This is a genomic window from Streptomyces sp. PTY087I2 (genome assembly GCF_001687325.1).
Classification (GTDB): Bacteria; Actinomycetota; Actinomycetes; order Streptomycetales; family Streptomycetaceae; genus Streptomyces.
In genome coordinates this window covers 13200-37594 of record NZ_LZRD01000043.1, presented here as the reverse complement: position 1 = coordinate 37594, position 24395 = coordinate 13200, and the positions used below count along the sequence as shown (strand labels likewise).

Sequence of the window (24395 nt, the reverse complement as noted above, 5' to 3'; positions counted from 1 at the left end):
CCTTCTCCTCCGCCGCTCCGATCCCCCGACCGGAACCGCCCGCGCATGAATGTCAGAACTTGTCGAGCAACTGGCCGTACACACCGAACACACCGACGGCGAGCGGGAACAGCCCCACCATGCCGATGGACTCGACCAGGTCGGCGGTGCGCCGCAGCCGCACCCGTACATGCTCGGGAGGCTCCACCGACAGAGCGAGGAGCGGCAGCAGCGCCGCCACGCCCAGCACGACGACGGGGCCCGCGCCTCCGGATGCCTGGTCCATCCACAGCATCACGAGGCGGACGAGAAGGACCGCCGCAGCGGCGAACAGCGCCACCACCTCGGCCACCAGGGGAAACGCACGCGCCCTCGACAGGAGCACCACCGCTACCAGGGAAGGCAGGAGAACCGTCCACACGGTCGGCCGGGCGGCCAGCGTGAGGAGCCAGCCCGCGGCGGTCGCCGAGGCCGCGGTGACCACGGTCGCGAGGGCGAGCCCGCGGTGCGTGGCGGCCAGCGCGTCGGCGACGTCGTGGCGGCTGACCGACACCCCGCCCGACCGCCGGTCGTCGAGCGCGGTGAGGCCGGACGCCATCAGCGCGAGCCGGGGCAGCATGCCGAGCAGGACCACGGAGAACACCGCCATCACGGCGCCCAGTCGGGCGGGATCCGACTCCACCGCCGCGACGGCCTCCCACACCGCGGCCACGACCGCCGTGGCGCCCGCGCCGATCAGGCCGCCGCGGCCGAGCGGCGAGAAGAAGCCGAGCAGCAGCAGGGCCAGCGCCACCGCCGTCGCCACCGCGGCGAGCCGCGCCGGGCCCGACCAGGCGTACGCGTCGGCGGCGGTCCAGGCCGTGAGGACGCCGAGGCCGCCGGAGACGAACAGCAGGGCGGTGGCCAGTCCGCGGTTGCCCGTTCCGATCCGGGCGCACAGGGCGCCGCCCACCAGAAGGACCGCGGTGACGACCGCCAGCGCGACGGCCAGGGTGCCCAGAGGGACCTCACGCCGGGCCAACAGGGCGGCGATCACCGCGAAGGCCACGGTCGACGCCCCGGCGGCGACCCTGCGCGCGGCCGGACGCCAGCGCCAGGCCTGGAGGTCGAGATGATCGGCGACCTGGTCCGTGACGTCGTGGACCACCGGGGCGGGCGGCGCCGCGTGGGTCCTGACCAGGCGCAGTACGGCGCCGTCGCTGACGCCGGCCGAGGCGAGGGTGCTGTCGTGCGGCAGGGCGGAACCGTCGGAGGTGATCAACTGCCTGGTCAATGGCCGCGATGCCGCGCGGTCGTCCAGCAACTGGAGTATGTCCGGCAGCAGTTGACCGATCGGGGTGTCCGAGGGCAGCACGATGTCGGCCCGGCGCCGCTCACCGACCAGGGTCACCCGGCTCAGTTCCGAGCGGGACGTCATTGCTGTGCTCACCACTTACGGAAACCTATCATCGTGATATTCCGAAATTTCGGGCCAATTGGGCCAAGTGTGTCGTGTGGTTGGCGCATTTCCGATCCCGGCGAAATATCGCCTGCAACGCCTGCCCGGTGAATTTTCGGCCGACGGGGCGTTCCCCGGCCGGAGCCGATCAGGGCCCCTTCTCCGGGCCGGAGGAATGCGTCGGTTCCGGGCCGGAGGAATGTGTCGGCGGTTCGTACGGCTGCGCCTGCCGCTGTTGCTGCTTCTCCTGCTCGGCCTTCTGCTCCTCCAGCGTGTGCTGGAGGAAGGACCAGCCGACGCAACCGGCGCAGAGCACAGCGGTGATGGCGACACCCGCGAATGCCTTCCCGAGCCGCTCGTCGGCGCTGCGCCGTGCGCGCCCAGCGCCGAAGAGCAGGGCATCGCGCATCCTGCGGCGGCGTACCCCCACCGATTCCAGCAGTTGACTGTCGTAATCCCGTGCCACGCGATCCCCCTTTGCCACTGCAACATACCTAGGGGCTCTCGCGGAGTACACACCAGGGTGGCCGGCCCCGGTCAGCCGGAAATGCGTTCCTCCAGGCGGACGGTCACGGTGTCCCCCTCCTCCTTGCCGATCGCCTTGCGTACGTCCGCCTTCACGGGCAGCTTGTGCGTGCCGTCCCCCAGGGCCATGAACGAACTCTGGAACGGGTGGCCGTCGACCGTGCCCCGGACCTTCACCAGGCCGCGGGTGCCGAAGAACTCGGCCGATTCGGGCCACACCACATAGGTCCAGCCGCCCTTGTTCGGGCTCTTCCGCAGAGTCGCGGTGAACTGCTTGTCCATCATCGGTACCGCCTGTCCGTGAGCCCGCGGCGGGGTTCGTCGCGGTATTCACCAATAGGACGGGGGTGGGCACCGAAACTCATCGGTGACAGGGAGGCCCGCCGGGCAGGGCTGTCGGTCTCCTCCCGGCTCACCCCTGCCGCAGCGCGAACCACAGTTCCGCCCGTACGTCCATGTCGTCCAGGTCCGCGTCCAGCAACTCCCCGCACCGCCCGATGCGTTGGCGCACGGTGTTGCGGTGGACGCCGAGCGCCACCGCCGTACGGTCCCAGTTGCCGTGCAGGGAGAGCCAGCAGCGCAGGGTGTCGGCCAGTGGTGCGGTGAGCGGGGCGAGGAGGGCGCGGGCGTGGGCGGCCGCCTGTTCGGGCGGGACCAGGGCGGCGAGGCCGCTCACGGGGGTGTCCACCGTCAGCGGGGCGCGGGTCGCCTGCGCGTGGGCCAGGGCGCGGGCGGCCAGGGAGTCGGCGGCGTCGAGCGCGGTGACGGGGGCGGGGGCGGACGCCCCGAGCGTCCAGCCGGGCTGGGGGGTGATGGGCGCGGGCTTCGGGGGGCGAGCCGGGTCCGGCCCGGGGCCCGCCTCCGCGCCCGGCGCCGCGCCGTCCGCCCCCTCGCCCTCGGCCCCCGTGTCCTTCGCAACCTCGTCCTCCGCCGCCGCGCCCGGCAGCAGCAGCCGTACCGCCTCGCCCGCCCCGCGGCTCGCGTCCACCAGGGCCGTGCCCAGGGACGCGCCCAGGGCCCCGGCCGTCAAGGCGTCCGCCGGGGTGTCGTCCGTGCGGCGGGCGTGGATCACCGTCCAGGGGCCGGGGGAGCCGAGCAGCGGGGCCACCTCGGCGGGGTCGGCGCCCAGGAGCATGCGGACCAGGGCCGCCGAACGGCCCGCCGCGTCCGCGCCCTGGTGCGGGGCGGCCAGCAGCGACAGCAGGACCACCGCGATGCCCGCCACCGTGTGGTCGCCGGACTCCCGCCGCCGGGTCGCCAGCGCCAGGACCAGGCCGTCGCCGCCGCCCAGCGCGTACGCCGACAAGTGCGTGTCGCCGTGGGTGTCGGTCGCTGACGCGGGGGAGCCGGGGCGTTCCCGGGTCACCACGCGGGCCAGGCGAGCCAGGGCTCCCGTCGGCTCCGGGGGCAGGCGGCGGCCCGCCGCGTGGACCTCCTCGCCCCGCGCCGTCAGCAGCACCGCCCGCCCGCCGAGCTGCGTCGCCAGCTGGTGCAGCACCGCCGGTACGGGGTCGGGGCGGGCCGCCGCCGTCGCCAGGGCCTGCTGGGCGCGGGTCACCCGGCGCAGCTCGCGGTGGCGTGCCTCGGCCATCAGCCGCCACACCGCCCGCGCGATCGCCGTGAACGGGGTCTCCGGCGGTACCTCCAGCAGCGGCAGGCCCTGCCGGTCGCACGCCTCGATCAGCGCCCCGGGCACCGTCTCGTGCACCGGGCGCACCCCGAACCCCAGCGCCGCCGCCCCCGCCTCCACCAGTCGGCCGACGTAGTGGTCCGGGTCCGTCAGCAGCACCCCGGCGCTCAGCAGCAGCTCGCCGCCGAGGAGGTACGGATACGGGTCCGCCATCTCCGAGGTGTGCACCCAGAGCACATCCGCCTCGGCCGGGCCCGCGATCCGGCGCAGGCCCAGGCCCTTGCTCGCCAGCAGCTCCGTCAGGGGGATGGGCGGGGTCGGTGGGCCAGGGGCGGCCGTCGGGGAGGAGGTCATGGAGGGTTCGTCCATTCGGAGCGGTGAAGGTGGAGGAAACGTACACTTCACCGCCGCTCCTCGGCCACCTACCGTCGTCCTCGCGCCCGCGTCCCGGCGAGCAGTGCACGGCACCCCGCACACTGGAGGCCGTACGGAAGCGGAACCGACACGAACCGTCCGTACGGACCGAACCACGGAAAGGCACACCCCCCCATGAGCAGCACCGACTCGCCGCGCGGCCCCATCGACTCCTCCCGCGTCCCCCGGTACGCCGGGCCCGCGACGTTCGCCCGGCTGCCCCGGCTCGACGAGGTCGGGCGTACCGACGTCGCCGTCGTCGGCGTGCCCTTCGACACCGGGGTCTCCTACCGGCCCGGCGCCCGCTTCGGCGGCAACGCCATCCGTGAGGCGTCCCGGCTGCTGCGCCCGTACAACCCGGCCCAGGACGCCTCCCCGTTCGCGCTCGCCCAGGTCGCCGACGCCGGTGACATCGCGGCGAACCCGTTCAACATCAACGAGGCCGTCGAGACCGTCGAGGGCGCGGCCGACGACCTGCTGGGCACCGGCGCACGCCTGATGACCCTCGGCGGCGACCACACCATCGCCCTGCCCCTCCTGCGCTCCGTCGCCAAGAAGCACGGGCCCGTCGCCCTGCTCCACTTCGACGCGCACCTGGACACCTGGGACACCTACTTCGGCGCCGAGTACACCCACGGCACCCCGTTCCGCCGGGCCGTCGAGGAGGGCATCCTCGACACCTCCGCCCTCTCCCACGTCGGCACCCGCGGCCCGCTCTACGGCAAGCAGGACCTGACCGACGACGAGAAGATGGGCTTCGGCATCGTCACCTCCGCCGACGTCATGCGGCGCGGCGTCGACGAGATCGCCGACCAGCTGCGCCAGCGCATCGGGGACCGGCCGCTGTACATCTCCATCGACATCGACGTCCTCGACCCGGCGCACGCCCCCGGCACCGGCACCCCCGAGGCCGGCGGCCTCACCTCCCGCGAGCTGCTGGAGATCCTGCGCGGGCTCTCCTCCTGCCGCCTGGTCTCCGCCGACCTGGTCGAGGTCGCCCCCGCGTACGACCACGCCGAGATCACCTCCGTGGTCGCCTCCCACGCCGCGTACGAGCTGACCACGATCATGTCCCGGCAGATCGCCGCGGAGAAGGCGAAGGGGGCCGCGTCCAAGTGAGTCACGATCACGACGACCGGCCGCGGCTCAGCCCCGCCCAGGCCGCCGCCGTACTGAGCCCGCCCCCGGGCCGCAACGGCGGTGACCTCGTCGTCGAAACCCTCCAGGGGCTCGGCGCGACCACCGTCTTCGGCCTGCCCGGTCAGCACGCGCTCGGCATGTTCGACGCGCTGCGCCGCTCCTCGCTCCGGTACGTCGGGCTCCGCGTCGAGAACAACGCGGGGTTTGCCGCCGACGCGTACGGCCGGATCACGGGGGAGGTGGCCCCGCTGCTGCTCTCGACCGGGCCCGGCGCGCTCACCTCGCTCGCCGCGCTCCAGGAGGCGGCCGCCGCCTCCGCCCCTGTCCTCGCGATCTCCAGCCAGATCCCGACGGCCGGGCTCGGCGGCGGGCGGCACGGCTATCTCCACGAGCTGCGCGACCAGCAGGCCTCCGTCCGCGACATCGTGAAGTCCGTGCACACCGTGCGGACCGCGTCGCAGATCCCGTCCGCGATCGCCGCCGCCTGGGAGTCCGCGCTGACCGCCCCGCACGGGCCGGTCTGGGTGGAGATCCCGCAGGACGTACTGCTGGCCGAGACGACCCTGCCCGTCGTCAGCGCCATGGACGCCACCCCGCGCGAGGTGTACCCGCGGCCCGAGCTGACGATCGCCGCCGCGCATCTGCTGTCGAACGCCGAGCGGCCCGTGATCATCGCGGGCGGTGGCGTCGTACGTTCCGACGCCTCCGGCAAGCTGCGCGCGCTGGCGGAGCGGATCGACGCCCCGTCGTCACCACCTTCGGCGGCAAGGGGGCCTTCCCCTGGGAGCACCCCCTGTCGCTGCGCTCCTGGCTGGAGGACCGGCACACCACCGACTTCCTGGAGGACGCGGACGTCCTGCTCGTCGTCGGCTCCGGCCTCGGCGAGCTCTCCTCGAACTACCACACCTTCCGCCCGCGCGGCCGGGTGATCCAGATCGAGGCGGACGCCGGGAAGCTGGAGTCCAACCACCCCGCGCTCGGCATCCACTCCGACGCCCGCGAGGCGCTGGCCGACCTGCTGGAGGCGGTGGAGCCGCGCGAGGACGCGGACGCCGCCGATCGCGTCCGTACGGTGCTGGAGAAGGTACGGGTCCGGATCGAGGCCCAGGACCTCACCCTGGAGCAGCAGGTTCTCGACGCCGTCCGCGAGGCGCTGCCCGACGCCGCGCCGAGCTTCTGGGACATGACGATCCTGGCGTACTGGGCCTGGTCCGCGTTCGACGCCCGCCGCCCCAACACCATGCACTCCGCCCAGGGCGCGGGCGGCCTCGGCTACGCCTTCCCGGCCGCCATCGGGGCCGCCGCCGCCGACCCGACGAAGCCCGTGCTCGCGGTCTCCGGCGACGGCGGCGCGATGTACTCCATCGCGGAGCTGGCCACCGCGCGCCAGTACGACCTGCCGCTGACCTGGCTGATCGTCGACGACGGCGGCTACGGCATCCTGCGCGAGTACATGACGGGCGCCTTCGGCGAGACCACCGGCACCGAACTGGCCCGCCCGGACTTCGTCGCCCTCGCCGAGTCCTTCGGCGTACCCGCGGTCCGGACCGGCCCCGAGTCGCTCGCCGCCGACCTGTCGAAGGCCCTGGCGGCCCCCGGTCCGTCGGTCGTCGTGCTTCCGGCTCTGCTGCGGATGTTCGAGCCGACGCATCTGTAGGCCGGGCAGGCCCAGGGCCGGGCCCCCTCAGCCGGTGGCCGCCGTCCTCCCCGTGCCCGCGTCCGCCGCCTCCGCTTCGGCGGCGGGCGCGGACGCGCGTTCCGCGGAGGGCGGCTCCGCGCCGGCTTCCTCCCCGGCGGCCGTGTGGGGGACGAAGGAGACCCGGACGACGTCCTCCGCGTCGGGCCGCAGGCTGAAGTCCGCGTCCATCGCCCGGGCGAGCCGGACCAGCAGAGGCACGGTGGGCATGGAGCCGCCCAGCTCCAGCTTCGAGACCTGCGGCTGGGTCATGTTCGCGCGCCGCGCCAGCTCGGTCTGGGCCAGCCCCAACGCCGTACGGCGGTCGTAGACCGCCTGCCCGAGGTCCCAGGCGAGATCGAGCTCCCGGCGCCGCCGAGCCCGCTCCGCGCTCTCGGCGCTGTCCTCGCCCTCCGTGATGCTCGCGGCGACCTTCCGGTCCCGGGCAAGCTTCCACTGCGCGTGACTCACCATGTGGCTCTTCCTTTCCAGACGTCGCGTCTAGACATCGCGGATGAATGTGTCGTGGGCGGGTTCGTGCTCCGTCTCGCAGACCGCCTTGGCGCGCCTGGCGCGAGCGATCTCCGCATTCTCGCGCTGCCGGGTCTTGCGGAAGACGGTCAGCAGGACCACCCGGCGCTGCGGAGCCAGCCAGTACGAGATCCGCACGGCCTCGCGATGGCGCCCCATCTCGAACCTGAGCTCCCGCACTCCGTCCCCGATGTACCGGGAGTGCGGCTCGTCCCGCGTGGTCGCTTCCTGCGCCAACCTGCCCGCCGCGTGCTCCGCCCTCTCGTAGTCACTCGCCGACAGGTTCGTCAGCCACAGGCGGACCTCCGGCTCGATCTCGATGATGAAGGGTTCTTCCATGTCGAGGAGCGTATATATTCAGCAGTGTATATCCGCCGGAAGCGGGAGGGAAGTCCGTCGGACGAGTGGCGGGGGCGCGCTTCGTTGACCCGGCGCTCGGCGAGGGATTGTTGCGGAGGGATGAAATCCGCCCCCCACCGCGTTGGTGCCTTCCGAAAGATCGATACGGGACAGGTCGACTGCGGGACAGATCGATACGGGACGGGGAGGCAACGCGTGACGGGCGCAGAGCAACAGGGGTGGGGCCGCCGGCTGATCGGGTACGCGTGGCGGTACCGGCGGAACGTCGTGCTCGCCCTCGGCTCGTCGCTCGCCGGTATGGCCGTCATGGCCCTCGTGCCGCTGATCACCAAGGTGATCATCGACGACGTGGTCACCGACCACACCCGCTCCCTCGCCGTCTGGACCGGCCTCCTCATCGGCGCGGCCGTCCTCGTCTACATCGCCACCTACATCCGCCGCTACTACGGCGGCCGGCTCGCCCTGGACGTCCAGCACGATCTGCGTACGGACATGTACGCGACGATCACCCGGCTCGACGGGAAACGGCAGGACGAGCTGTCCACCGGGCAGGTCGTCGGCCGGGCCACCAGCGACCTCCAGCTGATCCAGGGGCTGCTGTTCATGCTCCCGATGACCATCGGGAACGTCCTGCTCTTCCTCATCTCCCTGGTGGTCATGGCGTGGCTCTCGCTGCCCCTGACCCTCGTCGCCCTCGCCGTCGCCCCCGCCCTCTGGTTCATCGCCCGCCGCTCCAGGACCCGCCTCTTCCCCGCCACCTGGTACGCCCAGAGCCAGGCCGCCGCCGTCGCCGGAGTCGTCGACGGGGCCGTCTCCGGGGTCCGGGTCGTCAAGGGGTTCGGGCAGGAGGACCAGGAGACCGGGAAGCTCCGCGAGGTCAGCAGGCGGCTCTTCGCCGGGCGGCTGCGCACCATCCGGCTGAACTCCCGTTACACCCCCGCCCTCCAGGCCGTGCCCGCCCTCGGCCAGGTCGCCATGCTCGCCCTCGGCGGCTGGCTGGCCACCCGGGGCGAGATCACCCTCGGCACGTTCGTCGCCTTCTCCACCTATCTCGCGCAGCTGGTCGGCCCGGTCCGGATGCTCGCCATGGTCCTGACCGTGGGGCAGCAGGCCCGCGCCGGTGTCGAACGCGTCCTGGAGCTGATCGACACCGAGCCCTCCATGACGGACGGGACCAAGGAACTGCCCGCCGACGCCCCGGCCGGGATCGAGTTCGACGACGTCACCTTTGGATACGAGGACGACCGGCCCGTCCTCGACGGGTTCTCGCTCACCGTCGAACCCGGCGAGACCGTCGCCGTCGTCGGCGCCTCCGGCAGCGGCAAGTCCACCGTCTCGCTCCTGCTGCCCCGCTTCTACGACGTCTCCCACGGGGCCGTCCTCATCGGCGGCCACGACGTCCGCGAGCTGACCCAGGCATCCCTGCGCGCCGCCATCGGGCTCGTCCCCGAGGACAGCTTCCTCTTCTCCGACACCGTCCGCGCCAACATCGCCTACGGTCTCCCCGACGCCACCCAGGAACAGATCGAGGCCGCCGCCCGCGCCGCCCAGGCCGACCGGTTCATCGCCGATCTGCCGAACGGGTACGACACCACCGTCGGCGAGCACGGGCTCACCCTCTCCGGCGGGCAGCGCCAGCGCGTCGCCCTCGCCCGCGCCATCCTCACCGACCCCCGGCTCCTCCTCCTCGACGACGCGACCTCCGCCGTCGACGCCCGCGTCGAGCACGAGATCCACGAGGCGCTGAAACAGGTGATGGCGGGGCGGACCACCCTCCTCATCGCCCACCGCCGCTCCACCCTCCAGCTCGCCGACCGCATCGCCGTCCTCGACGGCGGGAAGCTCGCCGCGATCGGCACCCACGAGGAGCTGGAGCGCACCTCCGCCCTCTACCGCCGCCTCCTCACCGACCCCGACGAGCTGGGCGCCACCTCACCCGGCCACCGGCCGTCGCGCGCCGAGGCCGGCCCCGAGGACGACCGCGCCCTCCAGGAGGAGCTGGACGCCGAGTTCGACGCCGAGCGCGGCATCACCCCCGAGCTCTGGATCCGTAACGAGGAGAAGCGGGACACCACCGTCGCCGGCATGCCCGCGACCCCCGAACTCCTCGCCCAGGTCGAGGCGCTGCCGCCCGCCACGGACACCCCCCAGGTCGACGAGGCCACCGCCGTGCGCCCCGAGGAGTCGTACGGGCTGCGCCGGCTGCTGCGCGGTTTCGGCGCGGCCCTGTTCATCAGCCTCGGGCTCGTCGCCGTCGACGCCGGGATGGGCCTGCTGCTGCCGGTCCTGATCCGGCACGGCATCGACGAGGGCGTCACCCGGATCTCGATCGGCGCGGTCTGGGCCGCCTCCGCGATCGCCCTGGTCGTCGTGCTCGTCCAGTGGGCCGCCCAGATCGGCGAGACCCGGATGACCGGCCGCACCGGCGAGCGGATCCTCTACTCGCTCCGCCTGAAGATCTTCGCCCAGCTCCAGCGCCTCGGCCTCGACTACTACGAGCGCGAGCTGACCGGCCGGATCATGACCCGGATGACGACGGACGTGGACGCCCTCTCCACGTTCCTCCAGACCGGTCTCGTCACCGCGTTCGTCTCCGTGGTCACCTTCTTCGGCATCATGGTCGCGCTGCTCGTCCTGGACATCCAGCTCGCCCTGGTCGTCTTCGCCACCCTGCCCGTGCTGATCGTCGGCACGATCTTCTTCCGGCGCAGCAGTGTCAAGGCGTACGAACTGGCCCGGACCCGCATCAGCTCCGTCAACGCCGACCTCCAGGAGTCCGTCGCCGGTCTCCGGATCGTCCAGGCCTTCGGCCGCGAGCACGACGGGGCCGCCCGCTACACCGAGCGCAGCGACGAGTACCGCCGGGCCCGGGTACGCGGCCAGTGGCTGATCTCCGTCTACTTCCCGTTCGTCCAGCTGCTGGCCTCCGTCGCCGCCGCCGCGGTGATGATCGTCGGCGCGGGCCGGATCGACAACGGCACGCTCACCACCGGTGCGCTGGTCGCCTATCTCCTCTACATCGACCTGTTCTTCGCCCCCGTCCAGCAGCTCTCCCAGGTCTTCGACGGCTACCAGCAGGCCACCGTCTCCCTCGGCCGCATCCAGGAGCTGCTGCGCGAACCCACCTCCACCGCCGACCCGGACGAACCGCTCGACGTGCTCTCGCTGCGCGGCGAGATCGCGTTCGAGGACGTCTCCTTCGCGTACGGGGACGAGGAAGAGGCCCTCACCGGGATCGACCTGAACATCCCGGCCGGGCAGACCGTCGCCTTCGTCGGGGAGACGGGGGCCGGGAAGTCGACGCTGGTCAAGCTGGTCGCCCGGTTCTACGACCCCACCGGCGGCCGGGTCACCGCCGACGGCACCGATCTGCGCAAGCTCGACATGACCGCCTACCGGCACCGCCTCGGCGTCGTCCCGCAGGAGGCGTACCTCTTCGCCGGTACGGTCCGCGACGCGATCGCCTACGGGCTGCCCGACGCCACCGACGCCAAGGTGGAGGCCGCGGCCCGCGCGGTCGGCGCGCACGACATGATCGCCACGCTGGAGGGCGGCTACCTCCACGAGGTCGCCGAGCGCGGCCGCAACCTCTCCGCCGGACAGCGCCAGCTGATCGCCCTGGCCCGCGCCGAGCTCGTCGACCCGGACGTGCTGCTCCTGGACGAGGCCACCGCCGCCCTTGACCTCGCCACCGAAGCCCTGGTCAACCAGGCGACCGACCGGCTCACCGGCCGCCGGACCACGCTGGTGGTCGCCCACCGGCTGACGACGGCCGCCCGCGCCGACCGGGTCGTGGTGATGGACCACGGCCGCGTCGCCGAGGACGGCACGCACGACGAACTGCTCGCCCTGGACGGGCAGTACGCCCGGCTGTGGCGCACCTTCATAGGCGAGGGGATAGAGGGCCTGGGGGAGGACGAGCCCGCGGCCGTCTGAGGACCGCCCGCCCCGGGTGACCGGCCGCCCCACGGCCCCGGGGTCCAACGCCCGTGCAACCTCTCGCGCGTCTGCTGCGTCGTAGCCAGGGACGCATGGGCGTACAGATGTCAGGTGGGGGCGAACGTGTTCGACAGAACTGCGGGGCCGGTGGGTCCGGACGGGGCTGTGAAACCGATGAGGCGGCGACGGATGTGGCTGGTCGGCCTTCTCGTCCTGCCCCTGCTGGGCGGACTCTTCCCCCTCCTCGCCGCCCCCGGCACCGCCCGGGCCGCCTCCGGCTGCTCCGGCCGCCCGGCAAAGACGGTCGCGTTCTCCACGGGAGAGCTGCGCGTCTACAAGACGCGCGCCCATGCCTGCGCGGTGACCGTCGCCAAGAAGCCCGGCAAACGGCGGACGATGAGCGTCACGCTCCAGGCGCGCGGCGGCCGCGCGGTCTCCGACAAGGGCTCGTACACGAAGATGGCGGGACCGGTCACGGTCAACGCCCTGAACCGCTGCGTCCGCGCCACCGGTGCGATCGGCAAGAAATCCGTCTCCACCGGATGGATCCTCTGCTGACACGGATGACACGCATGACACGGACAACCGGGTCTGGCGTGGCGTGTGTTGCCCCGATAAGTTCACGGCGACTGTTGTGAATCAAGGGGAGAGTGCATGCGCAAGTCACTCACAGGGGTTCTCTCGCTCGCCGTGCTCATAGGCACGGTCGGAGCCACGGGGGCCTCGGCCGGTGCGGCCACCGCCGCGGAACCGGCCGCGAAGCAGAGCAGCGGAGCCGCCCTCGGCACCGAAGCGAGCACCGAGGACATCAAGGACCGCATCCTGGCGATCCCGGGCATGAGCCTGATCGAGGAGAAGCCGTACGCGGGTTACCGCTACTTCGTCCTCAACTACACCCAGCCGGTCGACCACCGGCGCCCGTCCAAGGGCACGTTCCAGCAGCGCATCACCGTGCTGCACAAGGACGTCTCCCGCCCGACGGTCTTCTCCACCAGCGGCTACAACGTGTCGACCACCCCCAGCCGCAGCGAGCCCACGCAGATCATCGACGGCAACCAGGTCTCCCTGGAATACCGCTTCTTCACCCCGTCCCGCCCCGCCCCGGCCGACTGGTCCAAGCTGGACATCTGGCAGGCCGCCAGCGACCAGCACCGGGTGTTCACGGCGCTGAAGAAGATCTACGGGAAGAAGTGGCTGGCCACCGGTGGTTCCAAGGGCGGCATGACCGCCACGTACTTCGAGCGCTTCTACCCGAAGGACATGGACGGCGTCGTCGCCTACGTCGCGCCCAACGACGTCAACAACGACGAGGACTCGGCGTACGACCGGTTCTTCCGCAACGTCGGCACCAAGGAGTGCCGCGACAAGCTGGCCGGCGTGCAGCGCGAGGCGCTGATCCGGCGGGCCCCGCTCCAGAAGAAGTACAAGGAGCAGGCCGCCGCCAACGGCTGGACGTTCAACACCATCGGCTCCCTCGACCGCGCCTACGAGGCCACGGTCATGGACTACGTGTGGGCGTTCTGGCAGTACAGCCTGGTCGCCGACTGCGTGGACATCCCGGCCGACGCCAAGAAGGCCACGGACGACGACATCTGGAACTCCGTCGACTCCATTTCCGGCTTCTCCGCCTACGCCGACCAGGGCCTGGAGACGTACACCCCGTACTACTACCAGGCGGGCACCCAGCTCGGATCGCCCGACATCAAGCAGCCCTGGCTCGGCAACCTGAGCCGCTACGGCTACCAGCCCCCGCGCAACTTCGTGCCCCGCTCCATCCCCATGAAGTTCGACCGGCACGCGATGCGGGACATCGACAGCTGGGTCAAGCACAACGCCCGGCGGATGATGTACGTCAACGGCGAGAACGACCCGTGGAGCGCGGAGCCGTTCCGCCTCGGCCGCGGTGCGAAGGACAGCGCGGTGTACACCGTCCCCGGCGGCAACCACGGCGCGCGGGTCTCCGGTCTCCCCGAGGCCGAGCGGGCGAAGGCCACCGCCGACATCCTGCGCTGGGCGGGCGTCGCCCCGGCGGCCGTCGAGAACGACCCGGCGAAGGCGAAGCCGCTGGCGAAGTTCGACACCCGGCTGGACCAGCGCAACGGCGAGGTCGAGCGCGACGAGGCCACGCTGCGCCCGTAGTTGCCAGTTGTTGCCTGTGCCGGGCTGCGTCCGTCGGTCACCGTCACCATCCGGTGGACCGGCGGGCGCAGCCCACCGGCTTCTCCCCGCGCAGGGAGACGAACAGGTCCGTGTCGTCCGGGCACTGCGCTCGCCGCTGCACCGCCGACTCCACCCGGTAGCGCGGAGCGCGGCCGCCCGTGTCGGCGCAGGCGGTCTCCGTGACCTCGCCCGCGCGGGAGGCGGTGACGCAGTCGCCGACGACGGTCAGCGGTCCGCCGCCCTGCCCCGGATCGCCCGGGTGAGGGGGCTCCAGGTTCCGCATGCAGGCATAGCCGGTGGTGAGCCGGGAACGGGCCCCGGAGCCCGTCTCGGAGACGTGCAGGACGAAGTCGGTGGCGTCGGGGCAGGGCGGGCCGGACGACGGGGTGCCGAGGTGCCGGGCGAGGACGGTGGCCGCGGCCTTCTCGCTGCGGCAGAACACCTCCCGGATCACCGGGCCCCGCGAGCTACAGTCGCCGGGCCCGAGGAACACCACGCCGTACGGGGAAGGGCCTGGCGAGGCGGGGACGGGCCCCCGGCCGTCGGTGACCGTACGGCCCGGAGCCTCGCAGGCCGTCGTCAGCAGGAGCGCGACCACGACCACGAAGGCGGCCACGGTCGGCGCGACGCGGGCCGCCGGCGCGACGCGGGCCGGTACGGCGGCCACGGCCAGGTCCACGCGGGCCGGTAACGGGGCGGGCCGTCGGCTCCGGGCCCCCGAGGACGTGCGCTCATCCATGAAAACCCCCCAATACGTCCTCAAAGACGTACACCCGGCGTGGCCCGCCGGAGCGGGGCCACGCCAGGTGCGGGGGTGCTTTGCGCCGATGGCCGGAGGCCGGGGCCGTCCGGTCGCCGTAGGGCTAGTACGACAGCCCGTGGCCCACCGGGTACAGCACCTGCGTCGGATCGTCCGCGCGCTGCACCGGAACCGGCAGGGTGCCCTCCGGTTCGGCACGGCCCGCGATCACCCGGGCCGCGGCGCGCAGTTCGACATCGGTCCAGGAGTACGCGGCGAGGCTCGCCGCGACGCCGGTCCCGGTGAGGTGGGCGATGTCGTACGGGTTGCGGATCGCGACGGTGACGACGGGCACGCCGGTCGCCACGAGCGCGGTCACCAGCGTGCGCTGCGAGCTGGTCGCCGTGACGTTGTACGTCGCCACGACCACCACGTCCTTGCCCTCGGCGGCCGCGACCGCCTCGTCGATCTTCGCCTGGTCCGGGGCCGTACCGGTCGACAACGCCCGTGCGCTGAAACCCAGTTCGCCGAAGGCATGGGCCAGGGTGCCGGTCGGCGGGCCCGTCGTCCCGGAGGGGGAGGCCGGATCGGCCCCCACCACCAGCAGGTTGCGGTGGGTGCGCCGGGAGAGCGGCAGCAGCGAGCCGGGGTCGTCGAGCAGGGTCGTCGTGCGCTCGGCGATCCGGTCGGCGGCGGCCCGGTGCGCGCGGTTGCCGACCGTGCGCTCGACGCCCCGGTGGCTGACGAACGGGTCCCGGAACAGGCCGAGTCCGCTCTTCAGCCGCAGGATGCGCAGGATCGATTCCTCGATCCGCGCCTCGCTGATCTCACCGCTGCGCACCGCCTCCAGCACGGCGTTCCAGGCGACGGAGAGGTTCGGCGGGTTCAGCAGCTGGTCCACGCCCGCCAGCAGCGCGAGGACCGGAACGCGGTCGTCGCCGTACTTTGTGCGGACCCCCTCCATGCCGAGCGAGTCGGTGACGACCACCCCGTCGTAGCCCAGCTCCTCGCGGAGGATGCCGGTGAGGATCGGCCGGGAGAGCGTGGCCGGGTCCTCGGACGGGTCGAGCGCCGGGACCACGATGTGCGCGGTCATGATCGAGTCGATCCGGGCCCGGATCGCGGCGCGGAACGGCGGGGCGTCCAGCTCCTCCCACTGGGCGCGGGTGTGGTTGATGACGGGCAGCCCGGTGTGGCTGTCGGTGTTCGTGTCGCCGTGGCCGGGGAAGTGCTTGGCGGTCGCCGCGACGCCCGCGCCCTGGTAGCCCTTCACCTGCGCCGCGACCAGACCGGCCACCGCGTCGGGGCCGGAGCCGAAGGACCGTACGCCGATGACCGGGTTGGCCGGGTTGACGTTGACGTCGGCGTCCGGCGCGTAGTTCTGGTTGATGCCGAGCGCGGCCAGCTCCGTGCCCGCGATCCAGGCGGCCCGCCGGGTGTCGGAGCGCGAGCCGCCCGCGCCGAGGGCCATCGCGCCCGGCAGCAGGGTCGCGGGTTCGCCGACCCGGCAGACGATGCCGTGCTCCTGGTCGGTGGAGACGAGCAGCGGCACCCGGGGGCGGCCGGCGAGCGCGGCGCGCTGGAGGCCGTTGGAGAGGTCGGCGATCTGGTGCGGGTCGCGGGTGTTGTGCGCCCAGGTGAAGTAGATGATGCCGCCGACGTGGTACGTGGAGATCAGCTCGGCCGCCGTACGGACCCCGATCTCCTTGAGGTTCGCGTCGATGTCGGCCTGGTCGGGGTCGGTGGCGGAGTGCCCGTAGACCCGCATCACGAAGAGCTGGCCGACCTTCTCCTCCAGGCTCATCCCGGCGATGATCTGCCGCAGCCGGCGGTCGGTGGAGGCGTTCGTGGAGTGCGCGGAGGCGACGGCGGGCGGGGTGAGGGCGCCGGTCGCCGCCGCGGCGGTGACGGCAGCGGTGGCGGTGAGGAGGGTGCGTCTTGAGGTGCGGTGGGGCACGTGAGCTCCTTCCCGGGGTGAAAGAAACTTCCAAGAAAGTACGCTTATAGGGAAAATAACTTCCGGTCAAGGGGCCGTGCCGGGGCCGGGAGTGACGTACCGCCATAAGAGTCGGCGGCCGTAGCCGGACTCGCCTCGCACCGGCCGGAGACCCGCCTCACGCCGGCCGTAGGCGGACTCGCCTCACGCCAGTCCGGCCGCCGCGCCGTGGGCCTTCAGCGCGTCCACCGCGGCCGTGATCGCCGGACGCCGCGCCGCCTCCGTACGCCACAGCGCGTACAGCCGCCGCTCCGGCACCGGGTCCAGACGCGCCGCCACCACCCCGTCCGGGAGCGGCCCCCGCCCCAGCCGGGGCATCATCGCGATGCCCAGACCCGCCGCCACCAGGGCGAGTTGGGTGTGGTTCTCCTCCGCGCGGTGCCGGATGTCGGGCTCGTACCCCGCCGTGCGCAGCGTCCGCACCAGCCAGTCGTGGCACACCGTCCCCGGCGGCTGGCAGATCCACCGCTCGCGCGCCAGCTCCTCGCGCCGCACCCCGTCCCGCCCGGCCAGCGCATGCCCCTCGGGGACCAGCAGATCGCACCGGTCGAGCCCGATCACCGCCTGGGCCAGGCCCTCCGGGGCGGGCAGCGGGGCGATGTCCCAGTCGTGCGCCACGGCCAGATCGACGACGCCCTTCGCCGCCAGGTCCACCGACAGATGCGGGTCCACCTCGTCCAGCCGGACGTCCAGCGCCGGGTGGTCCCGGTCCAGCTCGGCCAGCACCCCCGGCAGCAGCCCCCGCGCGGCCGAGGCGAACGCGGCGATCGTCAGCCGGCCCGTCGGCAGCCCCCGGCGCTCCTCCAGCTCCGTCTCCGCCTGCTCCATGATGGCCAGCAGCCGCTGGGCCATGTCGGCCAGCCGCAGCGCCTCCTCGGTCAGCGCCACCCCGCGCCCCCGCCGCTCCAGCAACGTCGTCCGGGTCTCCCGCTCCAGCTTGGTGATCTGCTGGGAGATCGCGGACGGCGTGTAGCCGAGGGCCGTCGCCGCGCCCGCGACGGAACCGTGGACGAAGACCGCGTGCAGGGCGCGCAGCCGGGCCAGATCGAGCACGGTGACCTCATCCTTCGGGGGCATCTTCCCAGGGCATTCCAGGGGCATTCTTCAGCAGCGCTGAATCCCATCATGAAGAAACCCGCGCTGGTGCTACACGGTCATCCTGCTGAATGCTCGCCGCATGCGTCCACGCCATATCGCCCTGGCCGTGCTCGTCGCGGCACTCTGGGGCGTGAACTTCGTCGTGATCGAGCTGGGGCTCGACCACTTCCCGCCGCTCCTCTTCTCCGCGCTGCGCTTCCTCGCCGCCGCCGTGCCCGCGATCTTCCTCCTGGGCCGGCCGTCGGTCGCCTGGAAGTGGGTCGTGGGGGTCGGACTCGTCCTGGGCGTGGGGAAGTTCGGGCTCCTGTTCATCGGCATGGACCAGGGGATGCCCGCCGGGCTCTCCTCCCTGATCCTCCAGATCCAGGCCGTCTTCACCGCCCTGTTCGCCGCCCTCGCCCTCTCCGAACGGCCCGGCCGGATCCGGGTGGCGGGCATGGCCGTCGCGCTCGCGGGCATCGCGGTGGCCGCCGTGGACGAGGGGGCGGGCGGGCCGGTCCTCGCGTTCGTCCTCGTCGTCGGGGCCGCGGCCTGCTGGGGCGTGTCCAACGTGCTCACCCGGCGGGCGGCGCCCAAGGACGCCCTGACCTTCATGGTCTGGGTCTCGGCCGTCCCCGTGCTGCCGCTGCTGAGCCTGTCCCTCCTCTTCGAGGGCCCGGACCGGGACGCGGAGGCGCTGGCCGCGCTCGACTGGAGCGGGGTGGGCATCATCCTGTTCGTCGCCTGGGTCAGTACGGTGTTCGGCTTCGGCGCCTGGGGCTTCCTGCTCCGCCAGTACCCCGCCTCGTCCGTGGCGCCCTTCACCCTGCTCGTCCCGGTCTTCGGGATGTCCTCGGCGGCGCTGGTGCTCGGCGAGGACGTGAGCCCGCTGCGCTGGTGCGCGGCGGCGCTGCTGGTGGGCGGGGTGGCGCTGACCTCGGGCGTCGGGCTGCGGACCCGGACCGCCGCGCCCCTGGGCTCCGGCCGGACCGGGGTGCCCCGGCCGGTGGAGCAGGACGCCGGGGCCGCCGCGCTTCTGAGTTCCGCTACTGCTTCGGGGCTCCCAGCCGCAGCAGATACTCGCGTCCGGCGGCCAGCAGATCCGGCAGCTCCGCCGCCCCCGGGTGCCAGCGCTTCTCGTACTCCCAGCACACCCACGAATCCGGACCCGACCCGTCCAGGCACTCCGCCAGCGGCAGCACCCCGGAGCCCAGCGGCAGCGGAGTGAGGTCGTCCGCCGACGCCACGTCCTTCACCTGGACGTAGCCCAGGTGCGGGGCGAGGACAGCCCGGCCGGCCGCCGGCTCCTCACCGGCGAGCCAGGTGTGCAGGACGTCCCAGATCGCGCCGATCCGGGGGTGCCCGACCGTGGCGACGACCCGGGCGACGTCGAGGCCCGCGCGGTGCGAGTCATGGGTCTCCAGCAGGATGCTCACGCCCATGTCGGCGGCTGCCGGGGCCGCCGCACCGAGCCGCCGGGCGGCCGTCGCGTCGGCCTCCGCCCGCTCCTGGTCGCCGCCGCCGGGGAAGACCCGGACAGAGGACGCGCCCAGGTCCCGGGCGAGCTTCACCAGCTCGGTCAGCTCCGCGAGGACCGGCTCGTCGTCCCCCTCGGCGGCCACCTGGACGTACCCGGCGAGGGTCAGGATCTCCACCCCGCCCGCCTTGAACGCCTCGACCACGTCGGCCCGTTCCAGCGACGAGAGCCCCAGGTGCACGGGCTCCTCCGGATGGACGCGCAGCTCCACCCCCTGGTAGCCGTTCGCGGCGGCGAGCCGGACGACCTCGGCGACCGGCGTCCCCGGCACCCCGAGGGTGGAGAAAGCGAGCTTCATCGTGCGGGTCCTTTCCTCGCGCGTCCCCGTACCGGGGCCGCCTCAGCCGGCGCCCCGCAGCAGTCGCTCCAGGCTACCCAGCAGTCTCAGCGCGTCCTCGCGTTGCGCGCCCGCCAGCGTGTGCCCGGCGAGGACCGTGCGCTCCTCGGCCTCCCGTACCCGCTCCGGGGTGATCACCCGCAGGGCGGCGGCGGCCTGCCGGGCGAACATCGCGAGCAGATCCAGCTCCCGTACCCCCGACCGGGCCTGCGGGGACGGGTCCAGTACCTCCAGGACGCCCAGGACCCGGGCGTCGCTGATGAGCGGGGCCGCCATCAGCGCGTTCGGTACGTACGCCGTCGACTCCGCCAGCGAACGGTCGAAGGACGGATCTGAGCTCAGGTCGTCGACCACCATCGGCTCGCCGGAGGTCGCCACCCACCCGGCGATCCCGCGCCCGGCCGGGAACCTGCGGCCCACGAGGAACTCCTCGCCCTGCCCGGACACGGCCTGGAAGACCAGCTCGTCCGCCTCCTCGTCGAGCAGGAACACCGAACTGGCCTCGGCCCCGAAGATGGCGCGGGCCACGTCGACGACCGACTGGAGCAGCTCGCTGCGCGGCGCGTCGGCGACCGTGGCGGTTGTGGAGGAGGAGAAGACGGCGGCGGAATCAGTTCTCGGAGTCATCACGGGTATCTCCTGTATCTCCTGCCGGAGGGGACGAAGGACGCGGCGCGTGGCGCACGTTGGCCGCGGACAGATAAAGGGCGTTCTTGAGCTGGAAGGCCGTCATCCGCGGATGCGCGGACAGCACGCGGGCGCAGAGCCCGGCGACGTACGGCGTGGCGAAGCTGTTCCCCGTGGTGCGGATCGTCCGGCCGCCCAGCCAGGGCACGGTCACGTTCTGGCCCGGTCCGAAGAACTCCACCGGCGGGTCCGGGTTGTACAGGTGCAGTTCGGGGTCGTCCTCCTGGTGGCTGCCCACCGAGATCACGGAGGCGAACCGCCACGGGAAGCTCTCCACCGGGGTGTTGTGCGCCGAGGCGACGATCACCGTACGGGCGAAGTAGGCGCTGTCCGCCAGGCTGTGCAGCTCCTGCGCGAACCGGGTACGGGTCGTCGACAGGCTGAGGTTGACCACGTCGAACCGTTGCTCCACCGCCCAGCGCAGCCCGGCCATCAGGATGTCGCCGGTGCCGGAGAACCGCTCGCCGAGCACCCGCACACTGTGGATCTCGCACTCCGGGGCGGTCCGGCGGATGATGCCCGCGCACGCGGTGCCGTGGCCGCAGGTGTCGCCGGTCGTGGTCGGCTCGACGGTGATCCCGCCGCTCTCCCCGTCCTTGACGACCACCCAGGACGCGGCCAACGGGCCGACCAGCGGATGGTCGCGCTCCACGCCCGAGTCCACGACGCACACGCGGACCCCGCGCCCGGTGGCGGGCCCGGCCGGGCGGCCCAGCGGCGGCCCGGCGTCCGCCAGCACCGGTACGTCGTCGGGGCCGCGCCCGCGCAGACTCCAGGTCAGCCCCTGCCCCGGGGCCGTACGCGCCCGGGTCCGCACCGATTCCGCCTGTGCCTGTGTCCGTGCCGGTCCCGGTGCCTGCGTCTGTGCCGGTGCTCGTGCCGGTTCCGTGGTCGTCATCGGTCAGCTCCTCTCCCTCGTCGTGGCCATCGGCAGGGGCGGGCGCGCGAGGAACCCGGAGACCCGGCGCACCCCCGGCAGATGCCCCTTGCCCGTGAAGTGCGCCCCGGCCGCCCGGGCCGACGCCTCGGCCTCCGGATGCCGGCCCAGGGCGGCGAGCGTGTGCGCCCGGTCCAGCTCGGCCGTCGCCTGCACCAGCGGGGAGTCGGTGAGCAGCGACGCCCGCACCGCCTGCTCCGCGTACGCGGCCGCATCCCCGGGCCGGTCCCGTGCCGTCAGCCGGGCCCGCAGCCCCGCCAGGTCCACCGCGTCCGACCGGCTCAGCCCCGAAGCGTCGCCGATGCCCGCCAGCCGCTCCGCCGCCCGGTCCTCCCGGCCCTCGTCCAGCTCCAGGCGGGCCGCGTCCAGCGCCACGGCCGTCCGCATCCCCGCTGCCCCCGTGCGCCGGGCCGCCGCGTCCGCCCGGCCGAGCAGGTCCAGCGCGGCGGCGCTCCGGCCGGACAGCGCCTCCACCGTCGCCCGGAACATCGGCAGGAACACCTCCGCCTCGGCGAACCCCAGCTTCCCGGCCAGCCGCTCCGCCTCGGCCAGGCAGCCGTACGCGTCCTCGGCCGCGTCCTGGAGCGCGTACAGCACGGCCAGGGGGCAGTTGAGCGTGACCCGGACCGTGGGGCGGCCCGCGCCGTGCGCCGCCAGCAGCGTCCGGCAGCGGATCACCGCGGCGGGCACCGGGACCGGCCCGCGCCACAGGGAGATGCCGATCGCACCGAGCGCCCCGGCCCGTTCCGGCTCCGCACCGGCCAGCACCGCGTGCTCCAGGGCCCGCGCCTGGTCCCGCTCCGCCTCCTCGTGCCGCCCGGACCGCTGGAACTGCTGGGCGAGCCGCAGATGAGCGCGCGCCCGGCCGACCGAGTCCCCGGCCGCCTCGAACACCGGGAGCACGGTACGGGCCACGGCGGCGGGGCCGGGTCCGGGGCCGCCCGGGTCCAGCACCGCGAGCGCCAGGCGGGCGTGCGCGGCCTCCACCGGATCGGCCGCCATGTCCCGTACCTGGTACAGCAGTTCGGCCCCCTCGGCGGCGCGGCCGAGCGCCACCCGCACCTCGCCGAGCCGCCGCGTCGCCGCCGGGTCGCCGGGGCTCAGCTCCACCGCCCGCTCCAGCAGTCCGTGCGCCCAGTGCAGGTCGGACCGGGCGGCGGCCTGCGCCCCGGCCCGGCCCAGCGCGGCGGCGGCCCGGTCGCGCAGCCGCCGGGCCCGGTCGTCCAGCAGGCCCAGCTCGGCGCGGTAGCGGTAGGCCCGCTCCAGATGGCCGCCCACCGCACCGTCGCCGCTGCGCAGCACACTGGGCAACTCGGCGGCCCAGGCGTGCCGTTCGGCCTTGGCCCGCTTGGACAGCGAGGCGTACGCGACTTCGTGCACGAGCCCGCTGCTGAACCGGTACGCCGCCTCGGCCGCCCGGTCTCTCTGGGGGCCCGACTCGACCAGCCGGCGGCGGCCCAACGCCTCCAACGCCTCGTCCACCAAATGCCGTTGCGATGTGACCCCGTGGCCCTCCGCGGCCCGTACGGACAGCTGGAGCCGGACCAGTTCCGGTGCGGTGAACTCCCGGCCGATCACGGCGGCCAGGTCCACCACATCGCGCTCCGCCCGGGCCAGCGCACCGATCCGCGCGCCCAGCAGCGCCTGGAGCGTGGGCGGCAGCTCCTCGTCGGCCGCCGTCCCGGCCCCTGTGTCCGCCCGGTCGCCGACCAGGAGCTGTTCCAGGTAGAGCGGATTGCCCCCGGCCCGCGCCAGGAGCCGGTCGGTGCCGGGCGGGGTGTCGTTGCGGGGCGGGCTGTCGTCGCCGATCCGGTCGGACGCGTCCCCTGCCAGGGACCGGTCGTCCCCCGAGCGCCGCCCACCGTCCGGACCCGCGAGAACGGCCGCGAGCCGGGCCGCCTCCTCGTACGGCAACCCCGTGAGCTGGAGCAACGCCCCCGCACCGACGGGTGGTTCGTCGTCCGGCCCGTCCGGTCGCCCCGCGCAGAGCACCAACACGCCCGCGCACCCCGAGCCGTCCGTCAGCCGGTGCGCCGTGCGGACCAGCAGCGGGGCCGCCGCGTGCCAGTCGTCCAGCACCAGGACGACGGGCCGGACGCGGGCCGCCCGTTCCAGGACCGTCGTCAGCGCCGCGCACATGTCCTCGAAGGGCGCGTTCGGCGTACCGTCCCGCAGCAGGCCCCCGGACAGCAGAGCCATCGCGTCGTCGACCGCCAGCCCGTCGGCAGTCTCCCGCGCACCTTGCGAGGGGCCCGTCGCGGCCAGCAGCGAGCGCACCGCGTCGGCCAGCGGTGCGAGGGTGCCGTGGTCCCCGTAACTCCGGCACCGCCCCGCCCCGTACGCGAGCCCGCCGGACGCCGACCGCCCCGCCAGCCACTCCCGTACCAGCCGGGTCTTTCCGATCCCCGCCTCCCCGGTGACCCGCAGCAGTCCCGCCGCGCCCCCGCGCACCGCCCGCTCCAACGCGGCGTCCAGTGACCGCCGTTCGGCGTCGCGTCCGACGAACGGGACGTCGAAGCGGCGCAGCAGCTCGGGGTCGTCCGCGCCCAGCGCGAGCAGCCGGTGCGCCTCGACGCTGTCCCGTTTGCCCTTCAGCCGCAGCGGCCCGGTGGGCTCGGCGGTCACCGTCGGACCGGCGGCGAGGAGCGTCCCGGGGCCGATCAGGATCTCGCCCCGGCCCGCGTTCTGCTCCAGCCGGGCGGCGATGTTGACGGTCTCCCCGGAGACCAGCGCCTGCCGGGCCGAACGGTCCGAACCCGCCACCACCTGACCGGTGTTGACGCCGATCCGGATCGCCAGCTCGATGCCGAGGGCGGCGTCCAGCTCCTCGTTCAGCTGGGCCAGCGCCCGGCGCATCCCGAGCGCCGCCGCCAGCGCCCGCCGGGCGTCGTCGTCCCGGACCACCGGGACGCCGAACACCGCCATCACCGCGTCCCCGATGAACTTCTCCGGGGTGCCGCCCCGCGCCACGATCTCCGCGCTCATCGCCTCGAAGTACCGCAGGGTCACCGTGCGCAGCGTCTCCGGATCGAGCACACCGGACAGCGCGGTCGACCCCACGAGATCGCAGAACAGCACGGTCACCGGCTTGCGTTCGTCACCGGGCGGGGGAGCGGCGGCGGCCGGTCCGGCCGCGGTGACAGCGGCGGGAGCGGCAGCCGCGGCGGTCGCGCACGGCGTCCCGCAGGACGAGCAGAACCGGGCCGTCGGCGGCAGATCCTGCTGGCACGAGAGGCAGTTCATGGCGGGTCCTTCTCTCCGGGATGACGATCTCTCCGGGATGTCGGGCGGGTA

Annotated in this window: 18 protein-coding genes and 2 pseudogenes; 7 read left to right on the top strand and 13 right to left on the bottom strand. The window is 73.5% G+C overall.

Features of this window, described 5'->3' with window-relative positions; genetic code table 11:
- Positions 1-52 precede the first annotated feature (52 nt).
- From eccD to A3Q37_RS32140, 4 genes are all read right to left on the bottom strand, one after another.
- Entirely contained in the window at positions 53-1396 is a 1344-nt protein-coding gene (eccD, locus tag A3Q37_RS32155) for a type VII secretion integral membrane protein EccD (RefSeq protein WP_065490140.1), read from the bottom strand.
- 169 nt (positions 1397-1565) lie between these two features.
- Positions 1566-1883 (bottom strand): hypothetical protein, encoded by a 318-nt coding sequence (locus A3Q37_RS32150; RefSeq protein WP_065490138.1) that lies wholly within the window; start codon positions 1881-1883, stop codon positions 1566-1568.
- Positions 1884-1954: 71 nt separating this feature from the next.
- Positions 1955-2224 carry a DUF1905 domain-containing protein gene (locus tag A3Q37_RS32145; protein ID WP_065490150.1) on the bottom strand — a complete coding sequence of 90 codons (270 nt, stop codon included), beginning with the start codon at positions 2222-2224 and terminating at the stop codon, positions 1955-1957.
- Between the two features lie 130 nt (positions 2225-2354).
- Positions 2355-3941 (bottom strand): PucR family transcriptional regulator ligand-binding domain-containing protein, encoded by a 1587-nt coding sequence (locus tag A3Q37_RS32140; protein WP_065490133.1) that lies wholly within the window; start codon positions 3939-3941, stop codon positions 2355-2357.
- Positions 3942-4121: 180 nt separating this feature from the next.
- Between A3Q37_RS32140 and speB the strand changes: the two genes are divergently transcribed.
- The 3 genes and pseudogenes from speB to A3Q37_RS38395 all read left to right on the top strand — a co-directional run bounded on the left by speB (position 4122) and on the right by A3Q37_RS38395 (position 6783).
- Complete coding sequence (gene speB / locus A3Q37_RS32135; RefSeq protein WP_065490131.1) at positions 4122-5105, top strand: agmatinase; 984 nt, start codon at positions 4122-4124, stop codon at positions 5103-5105.
- A pseudogene (locus A3Q37_RS38155) lies at positions 5102-6084 on the top strand (thiamine pyrophosphate-binding protein); the annotation flags it as partial. The gene speB and the pseudogene A3Q37_RS38155, both read left to right, overlap by 4 nt.
- Before the next feature lie 225 nt (positions 6085-6309).
- On the top strand, positions 6310-6783 hold the full coding sequence (locus A3Q37_RS38395; RefSeq protein ID WP_369691479.1) for a thiamine pyrophosphate-dependent enzyme: 474 nt from the start codon (positions 6310-6312) through the stop codon (positions 6781-6783).
- Positions 6784-6810: 27 nt separating this feature from the next.
- Here A3Q37_RS38395 and A3Q37_RS32125 read toward each other — a convergent pair whose 3' ends face one another.
- Together A3Q37_RS32125 and A3Q37_RS32120 are read right to left on the bottom strand one after the other, a co-directional pair.
- The gene (locus A3Q37_RS32125; protein WP_065490129.1) at positions 6811-7275 is read right to left on the bottom strand and encodes a helix-turn-helix domain-containing protein; all 465 of its coding nucleotides are present in this window, start codon (positions 7273-7275) and stop codon (positions 6811-6813) included.
- A gap of 27 nt (positions 7276-7302) precedes the next feature.
- Positions 7303-7671 (bottom strand): type II toxin-antitoxin system RelE/ParE family toxin, encoded by a 369-nt coding sequence (locus tag A3Q37_RS32120; protein WP_065490127.1) that lies wholly within the window; start codon positions 7669-7671, stop codon positions 7303-7305.
- 216 nt (positions 7672-7887) lie between these two features.
- On the opposite strand from A3Q37_RS32120, the gene A3Q37_RS32115 reads away from it, so the two are divergent.
- The 3 genes from A3Q37_RS32115 to A3Q37_RS32105 all read left to right on the top strand — a co-directional run bounded on the left by A3Q37_RS32115 (position 7888) and on the right by A3Q37_RS32105 (position 13770).
- Positions 7888-11628, top strand: coding sequence for an ABC transporter ATP-binding protein (locus A3Q37_RS32115; RefSeq protein WP_065490126.1), 3741 nt, complete (start codon positions 7888-7890; stop codon positions 11626-11628).
- A 192-nt stretch (positions 11629-11820) separates the two neighbouring features.
- A complete protein-coding gene (locus A3Q37_RS32110; RefSeq protein WP_255312008.1) occupies positions 11821-12189 on the top strand; it encodes a hypothetical protein in 369 nt (122 codons plus the stop codon).
- A gap of 96 nt (positions 12190-12285) precedes the next feature.
- Complete coding sequence (locus A3Q37_RS32105; RefSeq protein ID WP_065490124.1) at positions 12286-13770, top strand: S28 family serine protease; 1485 nt, start codon at positions 12286-12288, stop codon at positions 13768-13770.
- Positions 13771-13813: 43 nt separating this feature from the next.
- On the opposite strand, the gene A3Q37_RS32100 is transcribed toward A3Q37_RS32105, so the two are convergent.
- From A3Q37_RS32100 to A3Q37_RS32090, 3 genes are all read right to left on the bottom strand, one after another.
- Positions 13814-14530, bottom strand: a complete 717-nt coding sequence (locus A3Q37_RS32100) for a hypothetical protein (RefSeq protein WP_065490122.1) — start codon at positions 14528-14530, stop codon at positions 13814-13816.
- Between the two features lie 124 nt (positions 14531-14654).
- Positions 14655-16487: a glycoside hydrolase family 3 protein gene (locus A3Q37_RS32095; protein ID WP_065490120.1), complete on the bottom strand. Its 1833-nt coding sequence runs from the start codon at positions 16485-16487 to the stop codon at positions 14655-14657.
- 183 nt (positions 16488-16670) lie between these two features.
- Entirely contained in the window at positions 16671-17579 is a 909-nt protein-coding gene (locus tag A3Q37_RS32090; RefSeq protein WP_065490148.1) for a LysR family transcriptional regulator, read from the bottom strand.
- A 124-nt stretch (positions 17580-17703) separates the two neighbouring features.
- Between A3Q37_RS32090 and A3Q37_RS36155 the strand changes: the two are divergent.
- A pseudogene (locus tag A3Q37_RS36155) lies at positions 17704-18531 on the top strand (EamA family transporter); the annotation flags it as partial.
- A 118-nt stretch (positions 18532-18649) separates the two neighbouring features.
- On the opposite strand, the gene A3Q37_RS32080 reads toward A3Q37_RS36155, so the two are convergent.
- From A3Q37_RS32080 to A3Q37_RS32065, 4 genes are all read right to left on the bottom strand, one after another.
- Complete coding sequence (locus A3Q37_RS32080; RefSeq protein WP_065490115.1) at positions 18650-19438, bottom strand: sugar phosphate isomerase/epimerase; 789 nt, start codon at positions 19436-19438, stop codon at positions 18650-18652.
- Positions 19439-19480: 42 nt separating this feature from the next.
- Positions 19481-20104 carry a GAF domain-containing protein gene (locus A3Q37_RS32075; RefSeq protein ID WP_065490113.1) on the bottom strand — a complete coding sequence of 208 codons (624 nt, stop codon included), beginning with the start codon at positions 20102-20104 and terminating at the stop codon, positions 19481-19483.
- Positions 20088-20903 (bottom strand): S8 family serine peptidase, encoded by an 816-nt coding sequence (locus tag A3Q37_RS32070; RefSeq protein WP_255312010.1) that lies wholly within the window; start codon positions 20901-20903, stop codon positions 20088-20090. Before A3Q37_RS32070 ends, A3Q37_RS32075 begins: the two co-directional genes overlap by 17 nt.
- A 162-nt stretch (positions 20904-21065) precedes the next feature.
- Positions 21066-24344, bottom strand: coding sequence for an adenylate/guanylate cyclase domain-containing protein (locus tag A3Q37_RS32065; RefSeq protein ID WP_065490109.1), 3279 nt, complete (start codon positions 24342-24344; stop codon positions 21066-21068).
- Positions 24345-24395 lie beyond the last annotated feature (51 nt).